The following is a 19,202-nucleotide window of genomic DNA, read 5'->3' as shown; positions in this document are numbered from 1 at the left end:
GCAAGCCCCTCGATGTGGAGCACTGATGACACGCTCACTCCTTGAACTCGAAGACCTCGACGGACGCACAGACCCCGACGGACGCGCAGACCTCGACGGACCCACAGACCCCGACGAACCCGCAGTCACTACGCCCATCGACCCGGACGAGTATCTGCAGGCCGCACTGCGCTGGCACTTCTCGGAAGACACCGGGTCCCGGCTGTGGCTTGAGCTCGCGGGCAAGCTGGACTTCGATCCCCTCTCCGACATCCGTTCCTACGATGACCTCGCCCGGTTCCCCGATATCGCCGAGCACCTGAGGGACAGACCGGTCGAGGACCTCATACCGAGGGGGCTGGCCCATGAACCGCCCCCGTCGGTGTTCGAGACCGGCGGGACGACCGGGGCGCCCAAACGCCTCCTCTACACCGACCGCTGGATCACACGGGCGCTTCGCTGGAAGACGGCCGAGCTACGGGCGGCCGGGTTCCCCGCCGGTGCACCGTGGCTGGTGGCGATGCCCTCGGGACCGCACGCCTTCGGGCACACCACCCGTCTCCAGGCCAAGGCCCTGGGCTCCGTCCTCCACACCGTCGACATCGACCCGCGCTGGGTGAAGAAGCAGATCCTTTCGGGCGGCAGCCCCGACGCCTACCTCGCCCATCTGACCGATCAACTCGGTCACATCATCCGCACCCAGAACATCGCGGCCATCACCATCACCCCGCCGATCTTCTCTGAACTGCTGCTGGACGACGAGCTGACCGAGCGGCTCCGGCACCGCCTCACCTACCTGGCCTTCGCCGGCGCGCACCTCGACGACGACACGCGCGATGTCATCGCGGAGATCTTCCCCGACACCGTCATCCAGAACCTCTACGGCAGCACCATGGTCCTGACCACGGCCCGGGTGCGCCCCGGCACCGACGCCTCGGCCACCGTCTACGACGGCTACTCGCCCTTCGTCGTCTTCACCGTCGTCGACCCAGAGACCCGCAGGCCCGTGGCGTACGGCGAACGGGGACAGGTACGCATGACCCACATCAGCAGCGGGGTGTTCATCCCCAACAACGTCGAGCGGGACTCGGTCATCCGGCTGCCCGCCCCCGAAGGCGCAGTCGGCGACTCCCTGGGCTCGCCCCGGCCGCTCGCCGCGTTCGACGGGGAGCCGGTCATCGAGGGGGTGTACTGATGACACAGACCCCGCTCGGCGTCGCCGAGGACCACGATCTCGTGTCACTGCCGCTGCTGACCCACCGCGGCGAGCACACCACCCGGGCGCGCGAGGTCCTGTACGGAGTCGACGGGCGCCCGCTCGCCTCCCTCTCGCTCGCACCCGACCTGCTCGTCTCACAGGGCCTTCAGGCCCTGGCACGGGCCGAACCGCTGCCCGCCGATGAGCGGGCGGAGCGGCTGGCGGAGGCATCGCGGCGCTTCCTGGACGACGACCTGGGCGGGCTCTCCTTCGAAGAGCACCTCGTGTACGTCAACCGGGCGTCCGGGCACAATGCGCGGCTCACCGAGGAGCTCAGCCGCGCCGTCGCGGTGGCCATCGCCCAGGCGCCGGCACGGGCCGACCGGGCCCGGCCGAACGGCTCGGTCCGCTCCTGGCAGGAGGCCGCCGACGGAGCCGGAAGCGGAGTCTGGACACGGCGCGGCGAGACCGTCGCGGCCGTACTCTCGGGCAACGCGCCCACCATCCAGAACGGCTGGCTCCAGGCCCTCGCCCTCGGGTACCGCGTCGCGGTGCGGCCCTCCCGCCGCGAACCGTTCACCGCCCGCCGGGTGGTCCTGGCGCTGCGAGCGGCAGGCTTCCCCGACACCAGCGCCTTGTACCTGCCCACGACGCACGGGGGAGTGCCGACCCTGCTGCGCCGCGCCGATCTCGGGTTCGTCTACGGCGGGGCCGATGTCGCCGCCCGGTACGGCTCCACCTCGACGATCAAGGTCGGCGGTCCGGGCAGGTCCAAGACCCTGGTGACCCGGGAACACCTCACGCCCGCCGTCCTCGACGCCGTCGCGGACTCGGTCGCCGCGCTGTCCGGCGCGGCCTGCGTGAACACGACGGCCGTACTCGTCGAGGGCGACCACCGACGGTTCGCCCGCGAACTCGCCGATGTGCTCCGCGGTCGGGCCGGCGAGCGGCAGACCACCGGGCAGCACCTGGGACCCCGGGTGACCAGGGAGTCGGCGGACGAGCTGCTCGGCCATCTGGAGCGGAGCGCGTCCCACGCCCTCGCTGAGATACCGCTCAAGGAGGTGGCGACACCACATCCGGACGGAGGTGTGGTGCTCGGCCCCGCGGTCTTCGCCGTCGATGACCCACGGGACCGGCTCCTCGGCACCGAACTGCCCTTCCCCTGTGTCTTCGTCGCGCCCTGGACGGCGGCGGACGGGGTCGGTCCGCTGCGCAACTCCCTGGTGGTCAATGCGATCACCGGGGACGCCGAACTCGTCGGTGCGCTGCTGCGGGCGCCGAGTGTGGGGAACGTGCACGTCAATGTGCCCACCGTGCACAGCGACGGGAACCTCCCCCACGAGGACTACATCGGCGACTTCCTGATGCGGAACAAGGCGGTCGTGTCCGTCTGACGGGTGGGGGCTCGGCCTCCGATCGGGCGGCTGCGGCACCGCTCGGCCTCCGTCTGACGGGTGCGGTACCGGACGCGTCCTCGCCCCACCGCAGCGCGCGGTGGGGCGAGAACGGCCGACGGGGTGTCTGCGAGCGAGCAGGACACCGGAACCCCGGCCGGGTTCGGTGGTGCGGGCGGAGCAGGGCCGCGACACGGTCCCGGGTCGACTCGTCTGTGGAGCCCGCACCCGGTGTGCACCGGGACTGCTCCCTACGCCCGCTGCCTCCGCTGGGCGCCCAGTGCTGGAAGAACCGTTTCCGCTATCCGGTACGCCTCCTCCAGCAGTGGGTTGCCCGACAGGATGAAGGTGTCGACGCCGAGGGACTCGTACTCCGCGAGTCGTTCCACCACCTGAGCGGTGGAGCCCACGACCGCCGTACCGGGCCCCGGTCGGAACAGACTCATGCCCGGCCAGATGTTGCGGTGCTCCTCCAGATCGCGGGCGCGGGCGGGGATCCGGCCGCCGTGCCGGAACTGCCGCTGCCAGCCGACGCCGTCCTCCGTCGCCTTCACCCCCAGCTGCCGGGCGTAGGTGGCCTCGCTGGTGACGTCCAGCAGACGGTCGGCCGCGGCCCACGCCGCGTCCTCGGTGTCCCGGACGATCAGATGGACCCGCAGTCCGATGCGCAGGTCACGCCCGTACGCAGCGGCCCGTTCGCGCACCCGGTCGAGCTTCTCCTTCAACAGGTGCGGCGGTTCGGCCCAGGTGAGGTAGACGTCCACGTGTTCGGCGGCCATCTCGATCCCGGCGGGGGAGGACCCGCCGAACCACAAGGGGATGTGTGGTTCCTGGACGGGGGTGAGCTCGCGCAGCCCCGCCCCCGCGTCCCGCAGATCGTAGTAGCGGCCCTGGTGGTCGAACACCTCACCCGCGGTCAGCCGTTTCACGATCGACCAGTACTCGGCGCTGAGCGCGTACCGTTCGTCGTGCTCGACGTGCAGGCCGTACTCCCGTAGGGAAGCGGTGGAGCCGTTGACCACGTTGAACCGCAGCCGCCCGCCGAACAGGGTGTCGAACGTCAGCGCCATCTTGGCGAGCAGGGTCGGTGCGATCAGTCCGGGATGGACGGCCAGCAGCGGCTTGAATCCGGGTCCTGTCGACGCGGCGAGGGCGCTGCCCAGCGTCCAGACGTCGTGCAGGTCGGTGGCGAGCAGCGCACCGCTGTACCCGAGGCGCTCCACGGTACCCGCGAGTTGTTGGAGGTAGCCCAGGTCCACGGGGCGACGGCCCTCGGGTTCCCAGGGGTAGGAGCCTTCGCGGGGGATGATGTACCAGAGGAATTCGGAGGCCATCGCTCAGCCCGCCGCGTGCGCGACGGCGTGTGCCGTGGTGACCGCGCGGGGCAGGAATTTCGCGCGGTGCAGGATGTCCGCGGCCTCCTGCTGTTCCGCGAGGAACGTCTCCGTGACGGGTTCGATGTGCCAGGGCAGAGTGGTGAGGGCCTTCTCCCAGTCGTCGGTGGTGCCTCCGAGTTCGTCGGCGGCTATCCGGGCGGCCTCCTGGGGGTGTGCGGCGGCCCAGTCGTCGGCCTGTTGGAGCGCGGTGACCAGGGCGGCGACGATCTCGGGGCGCCGCTCGGCGAAGTCGCGGCGGGCGAAGAACACGGAGCGGTCGGCGATGACGTCGCCGGAGCGCAGGAGGACTCGGGCGGAACCACTGCGTACTGCGGCTGTGAGGTCGGCGCCCTGGGTGATCCAGCCGGTGATCGTGCCCTCTGCGAGGAGCCGTGCGCTGTCCGGTCCGGCCGCGGTGGGTGTGACGTCCGTACCGTAGGAGAGTCCGGCGGAGTGGAGTGCCTTGGCGAGCAGATGGGTCTGCCAGGACCCGATGGAGAGGTGGACGGTGCCGCCCCGGAGCCCGTTGATGTCCTGGACCGGTCCGTCGGCGGCGACGAGCAGGGCGCCGTGGTCGGGGCGGGGTGCGGAGACAGCGGTGTACACGATGTCGTGGCCGTCGGCCTGGGCGGTGATGGGCGGGGTGGAGCCGGTGCCGCCGAAGTCGAACGTCCCCTTGCTCAGCAGGGCGCCGGTGGTGATCCCGTTAGTGTAGTGGTGGAAGGCGACGCTCTCACCGAAGGGCGCGAGCGCCCGCTGTGCGTGGTCGAGTCGCGAGAGATAGGTCAGGGTCGGGTTGTTGGCGTGGACGCCGATGGTGATGGTCATGACAGGGTCGCTCCAGTCGGTGCGGGTGCGGGTGCGGGTGCGGGTGCGGGTGCGGGGGTTGCGGGTGTCGGGGACGGCGGGCCGTGGTGCATGGGCTGGTGCACACCGAGGTCGCCGAGCAGACGGCGGCGCAGGGTCGCGAAAGCAGGGTGTGCGGGGTCGCGGGGATGGTCGAGGCCGACCGTCTCGTCGGTGACGAGACGTCCGTCGCGCAGCACCGCGACCCGGTCCGCGAGTCGGACGGCTTCGTCCACGTCATGGGTGACCAGGAGGACGGCGGGGCGGTAGCGGCGGCACAGGTCCCCCACGAGGTCCTGCATCCGTAGCCGGGTGAGTGCGTCCAGCGCGGCGAACGGCTCGTCCAGCAGGAGGAGTTCGGGGCGCCGCACCAGGGCGCGGGCGAGGGCGACACGCTGGGCCTCGCCACCGGACAGGGTGCCTGGCCAGGCATCGGCGTGCGAGGCGAGGCCCACCTCACGCAGTGCCCGAAGCCCGGTCTCCCGGGTGGTGGCGCCGCGCGGCATGGCGACGACGGTGTTGGCGAGGACCTTCTTGGAGGGGACGAGGCGGGGTTCTTGGAACACGATCGTGCGGGCCTCGGGCACCAGGACCTGGCCACCGTCGGAGCGGTCGAGTGCGCCGAGGATGCGGAGCAGCGTGGTCTTGCCACTGCCACTGGCACCGAGCAGGGCGACGAACTCGCCGCGGGCGATGGTCAGATCCAGTCCGTCGAGGACGGCCCGCTCTCCGAACACCCGACGCAGTCCGCGGACCTGAACGGCGGTGCCCGTGTCAGTGGCATCGGCGATGTCGCTCATCGGACCGCCCCCAGAGTGCGCCAGGGCATCAGGAACCGCTCCAGTAGTCGGACGATGCCGTCGGCGGTGAGCCCGAGCAGGGCGTACACGAGGATGCACACGGCGAGGACGTCCGTTCGGGCGTACGCCTGGGCCTGGGCCATCAGATAGCCGATGCCCGCGGTGGCGTTGATCTCCTCGGCGGCGACCAGTGCGATCACGCTCAGGGTCATGGACAGCCGCAGTCCGGACAGCAACGACGGCAGCGCGGCGGGCAGGACGACCTCACGGACGAGCGCCAGCCGGCCCATGCCGAAGGAGCGCATCGCCTCCAGGAGTTTGCGGTCGGTGCCGCGCACTCCGCCGGCGGTGCTGACGTACATGGGGAACGTCGTCGCGAAGGCGATCAGCAGGATCTTCGCCGTCTCGGTGATCCCGAACCAGACCATGAACAGCGGAACAAGGGCGAGGAAGGGGATGGTACGCATCGCCTGGAGGGAGGAGTCGAGGAGTTCGTCCCCGGATCTGCTGAAGCCGGTGACGACTCCGAGGACGACGCCGGCGACCAGTCCCAGCAGCAGTCCGATCCCGGAGCGGGTGAGGGAGGCGGCCAGGGCGTCGGGCAGTTCGCCGTTGCCCCACAGTTCACCCACCGCACGGACGACATCGGGGGGGCCGGCGAGGATGTCGGGGGTGAGCAGTCCGGTGGCGGATGAGGTCCACCAGGCGCCGATCAGCAGCAGTGGGCCGAGGGCCCGTACGGTGAGGGAGACGGCTCTCGGCCGATCGCGGGGCAGATCGGGCCGTGGGGCGACGAGCTTGTCGGCGGGCCGGGTCGCGGTGCTCATCCCAGGGCCTCGACGTCGAGGATGTGGGGCTTGACGTCGACCGGCTTCCTGAGCACCTTCTGTTCGAGGTAGAAGCGGGCCACGGACTCGAAGCGCTTGATGTCCTCGGTCCCGATCTGCTCGACGGTCCCGCCCTCGCGCAGAATGCGGAGCTGGAGCTCCTTGGCCGCACCGGTGACGGCGGTCGGCCCACGGTCGGTGAAGACGTTGACGTACTTCTCCGGGGCTGCCTTCTGGGCCACGCTGCCGGCGCGGAGATAGTCGTACAGGGCCTTGACCACCTTGGGGTGCTGCTCGGCGAAGCCGGTGCGCACCGCGTGGAAGCTGTAGTTGTCCGAGCCGACGGCGGCGCCGTCGGCGACGAAGCGGGAGTCGCCGCTGCCGAGCTCCGCGACGGAGTAGGCGGCCCAGGACGCCCAGGCATCCACCTGGCCGGTCTTGTAGACGGAGGCGGTCTGGTCGGGGCGTAGATAGACGCGTTCGACCTTGTCGGCCGGAACGCCGTGCCGGGCGAGCGCCTTGAGGAGGAGGTACTCGCCGGTGCCGCCCTCATTGACGGCGACCTTGCGTCCGGCGAGGTCCTTCACCGTGTTGATGCCGGAGTCCTTCCGGACGAGGATGCCCTCGCCCGCGCCGTCCGGGGTGATGGCGCTGAAGAGCTTGAATCCAGGCTTCTGGGTGAGGGCGGTGACTCCGGAGGTGATGGATCCGGTGGCGATGTCCAACTGGTCGGCGTTGAGGGCCTGTGCGGCGGGTGCGAACGGCCCGCTGCTGCCCGTCCATTCGACCCGTGCGCCGACCCGGGCGAGTGCCTTGTCGAGGCTGCCGTCCTTCTTGCCGAGTGCGAGAACACCCGAGTTCTTGGGGTCGGGGATGCGGATGACGACGGACTTCTTGTCGCCCGTCGTGTTCCCTTCGGCGGTACCGCAGGCGGCGAGCGGAAGGAGGACGGCGGTGGCGGCGAGAGCGGCGGCGGTGGTGCGCGCGGTCCGGCGGTTCAGGGGATTCACTGGGGGTCCTTGGCGGTGGTGAGGCGGTTGCCGTGGGCGGCTGCCTGGCGGAGGGGTTCGGGTGCGGCCCAGTCCCGTACGTCGACGGGGGCGGCGAGGAATCCATGGGCGCGCAGGGCGTGTTCCTGTCGGGCGAGCAGGTCGAGGCGCTCGTCGGAGAGGTCGATGTGTAGATCGCGCCGGCTGTGTGCTCGGTAGGCGCCGGCCACGCTCACGGCGTCCGCACCGGTTTCCCGGCTCAGCACCCCGGCGAGTTCGTCGGTGTGGTCGGCCGCCCAGTCGGCGGCTCGAACGAGGACGGTGAGGTAGCGGGCGACCAGGTCAGGCTGCTCTTCCAGCAGGCTTTCACGGACGGTGATCGGGCGGGGGGTGCCGTTGTTGATCCGGGTCCGGCGATCCGGGTGATCGTCGAGTTCGACGGCGATCCGTGCGCCGTACCGGGCCGCTGCCGCGAGGGCCGTCGCCCCCTTGGCGTACACGGCGTCGACGGTCCCTTCGCGCAGGGCGGCGAGTTCGGCGGACCACTGGTCGGCGTGAGCGTCGGCGGGCACGTCGACGAGGACGGTGTCCGCGAGGGAGAGGCCGGCGGTGGACAGCGCGCCGTCGAAGCCGCGCAGGGCCATCGCCCGCCAGAAGTCGATCGGTAGCGGATGTCGGGGGATGGCGAGCCTTCTGCCGCGCAGCCCGGCCGCCTCATGGATGGCGGAGTCGGCGGCGACGAGGATCACTTGGCGTTCCTCGATCCAGGTGAGTCCGATCAGTCGGGTGGGTTCGCCGCGTGAACGGGCCCACAGCGCGGGGACGTTGCCGCCCTCGCGGAAGAGACCGTCCAGGGCGTGGGTGTAGTGGTGGTCGCGGGCGGTGGCGGCGGGCGCGTCCTGGAGGGAGCGGACCGCGATCCCGTCGGGAGCGAACTCATCGGCCAGCCAACCGAGATCGGCGGCGATCCCGGTGGCGGTGGGCACGGGGCAACGGGTGAACCACAGGGCGGAGGGTGTCGCGGAGTGTGTCATGGGCCCTTCTCGGCCGGAGAGACGATGGTGACCGCCGCACGGATCGACGGACGGACGTCCGGGAACACGGGGGCGTGGGGAGTGTGCGTGGATGCCTGCCGGACCGGTGCCGGAGGGGAACGCATCAGCGGGACGCTGCCGCCCGGCCAGGTGTGCGCCTGCTTGGGAACGTCACACTGCGGGACGATTGGGTCGGTGGCGGCGCGGGGCCGGGGTGCGGGTCAGCGACAGCCGGAGCTGGCGACCCGGACCAGGTCGATGTGGCGACGGCTGCTGAGAGCAGGTGTCACGGAGGGCACCAGGGCGGTGAGGGTCCGGTGGACGGTCACGGCGGTGCTCCTCTCGACAGTGGCTGGATCGGTGCGGCGACTCTTGCACGGCCCTTGCCACAGAGACAAGTTGCTTCCCACATCGTGGGACATTCGGCCTTCTGTTCATCCCCTGGAAACGCATTCACGCTTCTCCCGCCAGGGCAGGGCGAGTTGACCCGGAGGCCGAGTCGGGGAAGGCTGCCACATCATGGGAAGCTCATCTGATGAAGCCACGGCCCGACCACATCCCGCCCGGCGTTCACGGACCGCCGCACCTCCGGCGCACCCCGACCCCGGGTCCGGACATCCGGCCGCGACCGCCCCGACCGGATCACAGGCGGTGAGCCGGGCTCTCGGCGTCCTGCACTGTTTTCGCGACAACAGCACTCCACTGAGCGCATCGGACATCGCCCGCCGCACCGCACTGTCGGTCTCGACGGCCCACCGGCTGGCCCGGACCCTGGTGGCGGCAGGATTCCTCGAACAGGACGCACACACCGCCCGCTACCGGCTGGGCCCCGCCGTCACCGAACTCGGCCAACTCTCCTACCACCAACGCGGGCTGCATCTCACCCTCCCGGAACTCGCCGACCTCGCGGCCCGCACCGGAGCCACCGCCGACCTCGCCCTGCGGGACGGTGTCCATGCGCTGATCCTGGTCGGCGGTTCGGTACATCACAACACCGGCATCGGCCTACGCCGGCCGCTGCACTCCACTGCCCTCGGCAAGGTTCTCCTCGCCTGGCCGGGCGACGGCCCTGACCCGGTCGATGCACTCCCCGGACTGGTCGCCTTCACGGACCGCACCATCGTCGACCCGGCAGCGCTGCGCACCGAACTCGACAGGGTGCGCGAGCAGGGCCATGCCGTCAACGACGGTGAGTCGGCGCTCGGTGTCCGTACCGTGGCGGTGCCCGTGTTCGACCACACCGAACGGGCCCGATTCGCCCTCGCCCTACGCGCGACACCGGCTGTGCTCACGGACGATCGCCTCTCCTGGTTCGCAGACCAGGCACGGGCCTGCGCTGCCGCGCTGGAGGTGCTGCTCCTGCCACCGACCGAACGCCGCGCCGCCTCCCGGCCATGAACCGGGTGCGCCGCAGAACTGCGCTCGCCGCGTGGTACGCACCCGGCGAAGCATGATCAGCGGGTCGCCTCCCCACCATGCACGGACACGGTGCAACGCCGTTGCACCATGCGGACCGTGGTTGACGAGAAGGGCGATGTACTGCTCAATTAGTCGTATGACTGCCGATCAGCGTCTGGTCACCCGTGATCACATCGACTTCGGCCGGGTGTGGTCCGCGGCGTGTTGTGCCTGACAGCAGCGAGCCGCCCGCCCGGCTTTCGCCCCGTCGGTAACTCCGTTGCGGGCCGGTTCCCACCGTTGCGACACCCTCGTACGCATGCGCTGAGCAATACCCAACACTGAGTCCGGGTACGGATGGTCCCGCGGGAGCGCACACTCTGCCGCACCGCGCCCGCGGACCCGCTCGGTGTCGTCCCACCCGTTCAGCCACCTGTTCCCAACCCTGGGGCACTGTCACGCCCGCCCATGCCGAGGGCTGCTCCGCCGTGCTCGCGCACTGTCCGCGACACGGTCCCGAGGACCGCCACTTCGGCGGGATCCGTTGGCGGTCGGCACCGAAATCAACACCGAAGCAGTCATCAACACCGAAGCAGGCATCGACACCGAAGCAGGCATCGACAACGGTTCCGAATCGGCCCTGTGACAGCGCTCTGCGCCGCTCCGCCGCGGCGGCGATCCCACATCAACCCCACACTCCCGAAGGGCCCACCATGGCCACCGTCCTGTCCGTCTCCGGAAGTCCCTCTGCCGCCTCGCGTACCGCACATCTGCTACGTCACCTGGACGGGCGGCTCAAGGACCAGGGACACGAGGTGATCCCGCTGGACGTCCGTGCCCTCCCCGCCGAGGCACTGCTCAAGGCCGACTTCAGCCACCCGGCGATCGTTGCGGCGACCGCGCAATTCGACCGCGCCGAGGGAGTCATCATCGGCACACCCGTCTACAAGGCCGCCTACTCCGGGGTGCTGAAGGCCCTGTTGGACCTCCTGCCGCAGTACGCCCTGGCCGGAAAGACCGTCCTGCCGCTGGCGACCGGTGGCACCACGACACACGTCCTGGCGATCGACTACGCCCTGCGCCCGGTGCTCAGCTCCATGGGCGCCGGACACATCGTGCAGGGCTGGTTCACACTCGACAAGGACATCGTGGTGGGCGACGACGGAGTGGTGACCGTCGCACCGGGCACGGCCGAGTCCCTCGCGCGGGTCGTGGACCAGTTCTCCGAGGCTCTGGGCGGGCGAACGGCACTTCTGACGGGCGTGGGTGGCCGGCCGTGACCGTCGGAGGTCAGTGGGAAACCCACCCGAGGTGCGGTGTGTTTTCCCACGGCCTCCGGGCCGGGCACGGGAGTCCCGGTACCCCGGGTGGGTTCATACGAGGGGAAGGCGCCGGATCAGCAGTACCGCCACGTCGTCGTATCCGGGGGCGGTGAACGCGTCGGACACCAGGAGATGGGCGAGTTCCTCCAGATCGGGACGTGTGTCGGCTCCTCTCTCCCCGGCCTCCCTCACCCACTGGCCGAGGGCGGTGGACACGGCTGCCACCGCCTGGTCGTATGGGCGATCTGGCCGGTCCACCAGACCGTCCGTGTAGAGCAGAAGTGTGGCGCCGGGTTGAAGTTGGCCGTGGAAGACGGGATACCGGTCATCCGGTGCGTAGCCGAGGGGAAGCGCGCCGGGCACGTCCAGTTCCCGCACGGTTCCGTCCGGCTCGCACTGGAGCGGGCTGGGATGGCCGGCCCTCACGATCTGGAGGCTTCCGGGCGGGGCGACATCGACGATGCAGCAGGTGGCGAAGCGCTCTGTGTCCAAACCCCAGAGGGTCTGATTGCCGCGTGCCATCAGATGTTCTGCCCGGTACCCGTCCGAGGCGTGTGCCCGCAGCGCGGTGCGCAGCTGTCCCATGACTCCGGCGGCCTGCGCACTGTGGCCCTGTACGTCGCCGATGACGAACGAGGCGCCGCCGTCATCGCGCGGCATCATGTCGAACCAGTCGCCCCCGACCTGCATGCCCTCTGCGGCGGGGAGGTAGCGAGCGGCGATCTCGAACCCCGCCAGTTGGTCCAGGGTCCGCGGCATCATCAGTTCCTGGAGTTCGGTCATCCGATGGCGGAAGAGGTCGGAGAGCCGGGCGCGGGCCAGGGACTGGGCGAGAATGCTGCCGACGGCCGCAATGATGATCTGGTCGTCTGAACCGAAGGCGCGCGGTTCGGAGTAGGAGATGAGACACGTTCCGACCGTGCCGTCCGCCGAGGCCAGGGGCATGAAGACAAGCGCCTGATGGCCGGGGGAAGGCCGGAACCGGTGGGCGGGGAAGCGTTGGACGTACTCCTTGCGCGTCCGGAAGAAGAGCGGGTGCTGAGCGCGCAGCGCCGCGGCCATCGGACCGTCGCCTTCCGCTCCGAGCAGGCGCAGCCGCTCCATGGTCTCTTCGGGATAGCCGGCGGCGCCCGCGAGGAGGAGTCGTCCGTCGTGCTCAAGGTGGATGGCGATGGCATGGGCCCCCAGCTCGGGCAGGACGGTGCCCGTCATGGCGGCCAGGACCTCCTGGGTGGTCAGCGCGGCGGCGAAGGCGCTGGTCACCCGAAGGACGAACTCCCTTCGGGCCTCCCTCCGGGCCTCGCGCTCCCGCTGCTCGGTGATGTCCCACACCACCCCGACCATGTTCCCTGGCTCATCGTCCTCTGTACGTTCGACCTTGCCTTTGGCCTCCAACCAGTGGTCGGAGCCGTCAGGCCAGACAGCGCGGCAGATGACGTGGTACTCCCCGGTCTCCATGCTCTCCGCGATCGCCTGCTGCACGGCTGCCCGGTCGTCCGGGTGGATGGCGTTCTCGAAGGACGAAAGACGCGAGTCGAAATCGTCCGACTCGATCCCGAACAATTTGACCGTGCGCTCGTCCCAGATGAGAGTGCCGGTGCCGATGTCCCACTCGAAGGCTCCGATGTTCCCGCTCGACATGGCGAGTTCCAGCCGGGTTCGCCGGCTGAGTCGGCCCGTGGCGGAATCGGCCGCGGGCACGGCGGCGAGCGGGCCGGACAGCTCCAGTACGAGCAGGTGCTCCAGCCGGTGCGCGAACACATCGGCGACCATGGTCAGCAGTTGCTCGTCCTCCGTGGACAGACTGCTGGCCCGGGCGAACCGCACGACCAGCCCCCCGAGGGACCGGTCGTCGACCATCAGCGGCAGGACGACGTAGTCCATGGCGACATTCAGGTGCTCGCCCAGGTCGGGATACCGCACCATGAGCTCTTCGGCCATGCCGAAGACGGGCCGCTGTTCCCGTACGGCGGTGGCGAGCGGCAGCGTGGAGTCCGGGGCGACCACCGAGAACCGCTCGATGAGGTCCGTGTCCATTCCCCGGTGCCCGGCGAGGCGGAGCCAGCCGTCCGCATCGGCGATGAAGACGGCCCCGGCATCCAGGGCGATGCCCGCGAGCGCCACATCGAGAGCCGTGGCGAGCAGAGTGTCGGCGTCCGGGCAGCTCAGCAGCCGGATGACGCTTTCGCGGAGGGTGGGCCGTGGGGCCATGGCGCGGGATTCCGCAGGGTCTGACCCGGCCGTACCGGGATCGGCCGTATCGGGATCGGTGGGATTCGGACCGGCCGCATCGGGATCGGTGGGGTCGGGATCGGTGGGATCCGGACTGGCCGTATCGGGACTGGCGGGATTGACGGAATCCGAGGTGGCGGCAGGGGGCGCGGTGGGTCGGCCCGGCGTGGGCTGTTCGGGTGGTGGGTCGGGCTTGGCCCGGGGAGGCGTCCGGTTTGCCGGGTCGGGCTCCTGGACGGCTTCCGGGTTCGGCGGTGCCGCGGGGTCAGTGGGCCCGCCCACATCGGCGGGCCGGTGCGGCGGGGAGTGCGGTGTCGGCCGATCCTCGCTCCCGGGACTGCCCTGCACTGCCACGGCTCACCTCCTCACTACTCCTGCTTGCGGCACTCGGGCTCGCACCCCGGGCCTGAAACCCCTGTTCGACGCCTTGCAGCCCGCTCGGTCGGCACGGCCATGGGCTCCGTGACCTCACCGGCCCTTCGGGTGTTGTCGCTCGCGCTATATTGATCAGTTTGCTCCTCTATCGCAGCTTTTGTGATTCGGTCGGTGGCATCGGCCGGTCGAGTCGCCCGAACCCTGCCCGGGCCCGGCTTTCCGTCTCGGGGGAGTGTGCTCGGCGCTGACTGGCTCGGCTGGCCCTGAGGGATCGGCGGTGGGCAAGTGCTAAGGCCCCGCGCCACTCGGCCGAACCCTGGGTGACCTCTGGTGACACCTGGTGACACCTGGTGACACCTGGTGACGAGGATGGAGGGGATGCCATGTCCAGTCGCGTCGCGTACGGCCGTAGGCCGTAGATGTGATGTCCGCTCTCGACGAAGACTTCTTGGTTACCACCGCCGAGCCGGTCGGGCGAGGGTTGCGGTACCGCTGGGAGGTATCGCGCTCGCCTCTGCGCCGTGGAGTGTTCCAGGACGTCATGGCTGGAAGAGATGGGTATCCGTCGCGCCATCGGTGAGAAACGCTCTCACCTGCGTGGGAGTCGTCTCATGATCGTTGCCCAACCACTTGCCCACCCCTAGCGTCTGTCCCAGACCGCGGTGGACGCAACTACTGGCCCTGGATGCGGTGCGATCACTGTCACTTCCAATCAGAGGAGGAGCGATGGGAACTCGCCTCGCACACGGCCCGAGATCTCGGACCGCCGCGATCTTGACGGGACTTGCGGTCCTGCTGGGCTTACTGACGGCGCTGACGAGCCCGGCACGGGCCGACGACAGCAACCATCCGGGAGCCCCCACCGTCATCGCGGTCACGGACACCACGGTCACCGTGAGCTGGACCGCGCCCACCGGGCCCATAGACGTCGTCCACTACCAGGCTCTGAAGAACGAGTCGGTCGTCGGGACCACGACCGGTACCACCTTCACGTACACCGGTCTCGTCCCCAGCAGGCGATATGCGCTCTCAGCGGTCGCAGTCGCCAGCAACGGGGGCCGCTGGGCCAGTAACGCCATCGCTGTCACCACGACGGGCACCACACCGTCGATGCCGGCGAAGCCGGTCGTGATGGGTGTCTTCACCGAGAACGGCAGTTACGAACGCGGCTTCCACGCCAAGGAACTCGCCACGGGCGGCTCCGCGGCCAAGCTCACCCACCTCACCTACGCCTATGGCACGGTCGCCAACGGCCAGTGCGGCATCGGGGACCACAACGCCGCCCTGAACAGGTCCTTCACCGCGGGGAACAGCGTCTCCGGACAGGCCGACACCGCGAACCAGCCCCTGCGCGGCTATCTGAACCAGCTGCGCGAGCTCAAGTCCCGGTACCCGAACCTCAAGCTCCTGTGGTCCTTCGGAGGCCCGGAGCAGACCGGTAGCTGGACCGGGGCGCGGCAGAACCCGGCCGCGTTCGCGGCCTCCTGCGCACAGCTCCTCAACGACCCGCGCTGGGCCGGTCTCTTCGACGGCCTCGACCTGGCCGTTGAGTTCCCCATCTGCCCCAGCCAAGGCACTTGCGATCTGGGTGCCGCGGCAGCCGTGACCCCCTTGACCAGGGAGCTACGGAGCGCGCTTGGCAGCAGCAAGCTCCTGACGGTGACGCTCGGCCGCAAGGCGGGGAAGAGCACCTACGGGCGCGCGGACCTTCCCGGAGCAGCGACGCACATCGACTGGTACAACGTGAAGGCGTTCGACTACTACCACCCCCATGACACGCTCTGGTCCCATGCGACGGCTCCCCAAGCCCCCCTGGTCAACTGGGAGGTCTATGACGGAGGTCGGCACGTCTCCCACGACATCTGGAATCTGACGGAGCGGGGCATCCATCCGAACAAGTTGGTGCTCGGTATCCCCACCCACGCATGGGGTTGGAAGGGCATCACCAGTAGGCCCTGGCCGAACGAGTACAACGCGACGGGCCCGGCCAATGGCGCCTCCGGGCCTGGCCTGGACGACTACCGGGCCATCAAGCCCCGGTGCGCACCCACCGGAGAGCTGGGGAAGGGTGCCATCGCGGTCTGCGGTACCGAGTTCTGGACCTACGACACACCGGCGACGATCACGCACAAGGCCGCCTACATGAAGCAGAACGGAATGGGCGGGGCCTTCCTGTCCAATCTCCGCGGCGACACCGCAGGGGGCGAACTGCTCACGGCGGTGACCTCCGCACTCACTCCGTAGGACGGCCCCGTACACGGCTGTGGCCCCGGACCCCGAACCGACGGGTCCGGGGCCACAGCCGTTTCCGTCTCCATGGACCGATCCCCGTCCCGGGAGGCAGGGACGCTCGCATGGGCTGGCGCTGAGCGGTCAGCGTCGGGCTGTCGGATATCGGGCGGCGGGGCACCGCTGCCCCGCGTGGACCATGTGTGAAGGCGCCCGACCCTGCCGGAAGGCACCCAAGCAGCCCCCTGTCTGTCAGGGAAGGTCCGGACACTCCTCTCTGTCAGGGGAGGTCCGGACACTCCTCGGCAAAGCCCTGCGAGACGGGCTGCCATACGCCGTGGTCCTCTCGCGGGCTCAGGCGATCCGCCTCCTCCGCGGTCTCGATCAGCTGAGCGGTGGTCAAGGGGACCGCCGCTGCGAAGACCCGACCGAGATGGTGGCAGTGCAGCATCGGGGGGAGTCCCTCGGGGTAGGGCTCGTCGGCGATCGTGAAGAGATCGGGCAGGGTCCAGCCAAGCGGACCTGCCACAGCGGAGAGTTGCAGCCGGCGGTGCGGACTCGGGTCCGAGCGACACACCATCCCCTGCAGTGTGCTGCGGGACAGTCCCATGAACGGCAGCTCGTAGATGCCGAAGCCGCGATTGCGGATCAATGTGCCCAGCACGGCGGCGAACCTGGTCTCGGCGGGACGGCGGCCCGGCCATGCCAACCGCACAAAGGGATCTGGAGTGGCGACGCGTGGCAGGGAGCGGATGAAAGCCTCCAGCGCGGCGAGCTGTGAGTGGTCGCAGTGACTGACGCGATATGCGAACTGCCTCATGGCCTCGGTGTTGCGTTCCGGGGGCAGGAGTTCCGCCGGCACCGGATGGCCTGCGACCACGAGAAGGTCGGCGGCCGGAATGTCGAGTTCGGCGGCAAGCCCGATGAGTCGACGCGGCGCTGTGTCGGTCCCGCTCGCGGCGAGGCTGCTCAGGAGGATGGCCCGTTCCATATGGGGAAGGTAACGGGTGGCCTGCACGTACAGGCCCGCGCCTGGACACCGGGATGGCCTCCACCCCAGCGGTGAACTGCGTGCAGTCGTTGGTGTTCCCGCCAGCGAGAGTGAAGGCGAGGGGTCGCCCGACAGCTTCGCACGCCAGGTGAACCCTGCCGTACTCGGCCGCCGCGCCCGGTGGCGGCCGGGGTCACCCCGCCCGCCACCGGGTCGCAGCCGCAGGTCAGCGCCGCAGACCGCGGTCCAGCGCAGAGATCAGCGACCCCTGGGCGTCATCCCCGTCCAGGGACCAGACCATCACGCCGCCGAGGCCGTTCCGCTGGGTGTAGCGAGCCTTCTGGGCAGCGGTGGCCGGGGTGTCGTACGACCAGAACTCGGTGCCGTCGTACTTCCAGGCCGCGCCGTGCTTGCGGTCGGTGTGCACGGTGCCCGGCAGGTCCTTGATGGCCTTGTAGGGCAGTTGGCCGCCGCCGCGCGGAGACATGCCGGTGGCGGGCTGGTAGAGGCCGTTCTTCGCTCCGGTGGGCACTCCCGTCCAGCCGTAGCCCCAGGACGGCACCCCGAGCACCGCCTTGTGGGCGGGCAGGCCGCCGGCCAGGTAGTGCTGCACCACCTTGTCCGCGCTGTAGCTGTAGTCGACGCCGGAGGGGTCGGCCGGGTCGGTGTAGAGGTTCGCCTGGTGGTTGGTCGGGCCCTGCGGCTCCCAAGAGCCGTGCATGGTGTAGGTCATCAGGTTCAGGAAGTCCACCTGGCGGGCGACCTTCTTCAGCTCCAGCCGGTCCGCGACGCCAGTGTTGTTGGCCACCGCCGCCGTCAGCAGGTGGCGCCCCCGCCCGGTGCCGCCCACCGCGTCCAACTGCCGCCGGAACTCGGTCAGCAGCAGGGTGAAGTTGCGGCCGTCTTCGGGACGCACATGGTTGTCCGGCAGACCGTCGCCGCCCGGGTGCTCCCAGTCGAGGTCGATGCCGTCGAAGACGCCCGCGCCGCTGCCCGGGCCACCACCCGGCGTGTCCAGCAGCTGCGGCAGGTTGCCCTTGATGTAGAGGTCGACGCAGGAGGACACGAACTTCTTGCGCGCGGCGTCGGTGGCGGCCACGTCCGAGAAGTACTTGGACCAGCCCCAGCCGCCGATCGAGATGACGACCTTCAGGTGGGGGTTCTTCGCCTTCAGCTTCCGCAACTGATTGAAGCTGCCCTTCAGCGGCTGGTCCCAGTTGTCGGCGACGCCGTCCACCGAGTCGGCCGCGTCGATCGGGCGCTGGTAGTCGGCCCAGGCGTCGGCCTGGTCGGCCTGGTTGTCCTCGAAGCAGGTGCCCTCGGGGGAGATGTTGCCGAAGGCATAGTTGATCACGGTCAGCTTCGATGCCTGGCCCGAGTCCTGGACCTTCTTGGCGGAGAAGCCGCTGTAGACGCTCCACCCGGTGAAGTAGGCCACACGGTGGCCTGGCAGCTGGCGCCTGTCGTCGTCATCGGCGTTGGCGGTTGCGGGGACCGCGACGAGCGAGGCGAGCAGAGCCGTCGCCAGGAACGTGGAGGTGCGTCTGAACATGCTGGTGGCCTTGTCTGAGTGGGGTCAGGTGGTCTCTACCAATCGCGAGAAGAGATCTAGTCCATGCCGGGGGGTGCACACAAGAGCCAGGGCCACATCAAGTAGCCGCTATATGCAGTGAATTGATGGAGCGTCAGCGAAGCAGGCTGTGCAGCACGTACTGCATGATGCCGCCGTTGCGAAGTGGTCCGCCTCGCCGGGGGTGTCGATGCGGACCACTGCGTCGAACTCGACGTCGCCCGCCGTATCCGCCTTCACCTGTGCAGTCCGCAGCATCCGCTGGAACGCCCCGTCCGCCGCCCACCTGCGAAAACGCGTGTGCGGTGTGGCCCGTGGGCCACAGCGCCCGGGCACCTCCCGCCAGGCCGTTCCGGGCCGGAATTTCCACACGATCCCGTTCAGGCCCTGCGGTCGTCCAGCCGCTTCCGCCCCCGCAATGCCCCGGGTAGCAACGGCCGGACGAACGAACTCCCTTTCAGCATTGGACAGTTCATGACGACGTATCACTACACCATGATCCACCAGCGGTGATCATGTGAAGACACTGCCTAGAAGACGCTGCCTAAAGGGTGTTGCAGAAGGCTCTGTTCTGGGCATTTTGCCTGTATGGGTGGGGTGTTGCGGGCTGAGCCGGTGTGGGTGGAGACGTTCACGGGC

16 protein-coding genes are annotated in these 19,202 nt (G+C 69.6%); 5 read left to right on the top strand and 11 right to left on the bottom strand.

What is annotated here, in order from left to right; all coding sequences use genetic code 11:
- Positions 1-25: 25 nt before the first annotated feature.
- Both ACFXJL_RS31130 and ACFXJL_RS31125 read left to right on the top strand, forming a co-directional pair.
- A complete protein-coding gene (locus ACFXJL_RS31130) occupies positions 26-1,174 on the top strand; it encodes an AMP-binding protein (RefSeq protein ID WP_384697941.1) in 1,149 nt (382 codons plus the stop codon).
- Positions 1,174-2,574, top strand: coding sequence for an aldehyde dehydrogenase family protein (locus ACFXJL_RS31125; protein WP_384697938.1), 1,401 nt, complete (start codon positions 1,174-1,176; stop codon positions 2,572-2,574). The genes ACFXJL_RS31130 and ACFXJL_RS31125 overlap by 1 nt, the downstream gene beginning before the upstream one ends.
- 251 nt (positions 2,575-2,825) lie before the next feature.
- On the opposite strand, the gene ACFXJL_RS31120 is transcribed toward ACFXJL_RS31125, so the two are convergent.
- The 7 genes from ACFXJL_RS31120 to ACFXJL_RS31090 all read right to left on the bottom strand — a co-directional run bounded on the left by ACFXJL_RS31120 (position 2,826) and on the right by ACFXJL_RS31090 (position 8,775).
- On the bottom strand, positions 2,826-3,908 hold the full coding sequence (locus tag ACFXJL_RS31120) for an LLM class flavin-dependent oxidoreductase (protein ID WP_384639687.1): 1,083 nt from the start codon (positions 3,906-3,908) through the stop codon (positions 2,826-2,828).
- Positions 3,909-3,911: 3 nt separating this feature from the next.
- Positions 3,912-4,778 carry an ABC transporter substrate-binding protein gene (locus tag ACFXJL_RS31115; protein ID WP_384697934.1) on the bottom strand — a complete coding sequence of 289 codons (867 nt, stop codon included), beginning with the start codon at positions 4,776-4,778 and terminating at the stop codon, positions 3,912-3,914.
- Complete coding sequence (locus tag ACFXJL_RS31110; protein ID WP_384697932.1) at positions 4,775-5,596, bottom strand: ABC transporter ATP-binding protein; 822 nt, start codon at positions 5,594-5,596, stop codon at positions 4,775-4,777. The genes ACFXJL_RS31115 and ACFXJL_RS31110 overlap by 4 nt, the downstream gene beginning before the upstream one ends.
- Positions 5,593-6,423 carry an ABC transporter permease gene (locus tag ACFXJL_RS31105; protein WP_358878612.1) on the bottom strand — a complete coding sequence of 277 codons (831 nt, stop codon included), beginning with the start codon at positions 6,421-6,423 and terminating at the stop codon, positions 5,593-5,595. Before ACFXJL_RS31105 ends, ACFXJL_RS31110 begins: the two co-directional genes overlap by 4 nt.
- The gene (locus ACFXJL_RS31100; RefSeq protein WP_384639738.1) at positions 6,420-7,424 is read right to left on the bottom strand and encodes an NrtA/SsuA/CpmA family ABC transporter substrate-binding protein; all 1,005 of its coding nucleotides are present in this window, start codon (positions 7,422-7,424) and stop codon (positions 6,420-6,422) included. The genes ACFXJL_RS31105 and ACFXJL_RS31100 overlap by 4 nt, the downstream gene beginning before the upstream one ends.
- Before the next feature lie 5 nt (positions 7,425-7,429).
- Complete coding sequence (locus ACFXJL_RS31095; protein ID WP_384697929.1) at positions 7,430-8,446, bottom strand: ABC transporter substrate-binding protein; 1,017 nt, start codon at positions 8,444-8,446, stop codon at positions 7,430-7,432.
- A 221-nt stretch (positions 8,447-8,667) separates the two neighbouring features.
- Positions 8,668-8,775, bottom strand: coding sequence for a putative leader peptide (locus tag ACFXJL_RS31090; RefSeq protein ID WP_329026129.1), 108 nt, complete (start codon positions 8,773-8,775; stop codon positions 8,668-8,670).
- 322 nt (positions 8,776-9,097) lie between these two features.
- Between ACFXJL_RS31090 and ACFXJL_RS31085 the strand changes: the two genes are divergently transcribed.
- Both ACFXJL_RS31085 and ssuE read left to right on the top strand, forming a co-directional pair.
- Positions 9,098-9,844: an IclR family transcriptional regulator gene (locus ACFXJL_RS31085; RefSeq protein ID WP_384639703.1), complete on the top strand. Its 747-nt coding sequence runs from the start codon at positions 9,098-9,100 to the stop codon at positions 9,842-9,844.
- Between the two features lie 713 nt (positions 9,845-10,557).
- Positions 10,558-11,124: an NADPH-dependent FMN reductase gene (ssuE, locus tag ACFXJL_RS31080; RefSeq protein ID WP_358878616.1), complete on the top strand. Its 567-nt coding sequence runs from the start codon at positions 10,558-10,560 to the stop codon at positions 11,122-11,124.
- A gap of 93 nt (positions 11,125-11,217) precedes the next feature.
- On the opposite strand, the gene ACFXJL_RS31075 is transcribed toward ssuE, so the two are convergent.
- Entirely contained in the window at positions 11,218-13,752 is a 2,535-nt protein-coding gene (locus ACFXJL_RS31075) for a SpoIIE family protein phosphatase (RefSeq protein WP_384697925.1), read from the bottom strand.
- 747 nt (positions 13,753-14,499) lie between these two features.
- Between ACFXJL_RS31075 and ACFXJL_RS31070 the strand changes: the two genes are divergently transcribed.
- Positions 14,500-16,017 carry a glycosyl hydrolase family 18 protein gene (locus ACFXJL_RS31070; protein ID WP_384697922.1) on the top strand — a complete coding sequence of 506 codons (1,518 nt, stop codon included), beginning with the start codon at positions 14,500-14,502 and terminating at the stop codon, positions 16,015-16,017.
- A 265-nt stretch (positions 16,018-16,282) separates the two neighbouring features.
- Here ACFXJL_RS31070 and ACFXJL_RS31065 read toward each other — a convergent pair whose 3' ends face one another.
- The 3 genes from ACFXJL_RS31065 to ACFXJL_RS31055 form a co-directional block, all read right to left on the bottom strand.
- A complete protein-coding gene (locus tag ACFXJL_RS31065) occupies positions 16,283-16,993 on the bottom strand; it encodes a hypothetical protein (RefSeq protein ID WP_384697919.1) in 711 nt (236 codons plus the stop codon).
- 226 nt (positions 16,994-17,219) lie between these two features.
- On the bottom strand, positions 17,220-18,545 hold the full coding sequence (locus ACFXJL_RS31060) for a glycoside hydrolase family 18 protein (RefSeq protein ID WP_358882443.1): 1,326 nt from the start codon (positions 18,543-18,545) through the stop codon (positions 17,220-17,222).
- Positions 18,546-18,653: 108 nt separating this feature from the next.
- On the bottom strand, positions 18,654-19,052 hold the full coding sequence (locus tag ACFXJL_RS31055) for a transposase (RefSeq protein WP_384698046.1): 399 nt from the start codon (positions 19,050-19,052) through the stop codon (positions 18,654-18,656).
- Positions 19,053-19,202 lie beyond the last annotated feature (150 nt).

It is taken from the genome of Streptomyces sp. NPDC059256 (assembly GCF_042753785.1).
Lineage (GTDB): Bacteria > Actinomycetota > Actinomycetes > Streptomycetales > Streptomycetaceae > Streptomyces.
This window is presented reverse-complemented; position numbering and strand designations above follow the sequence as displayed.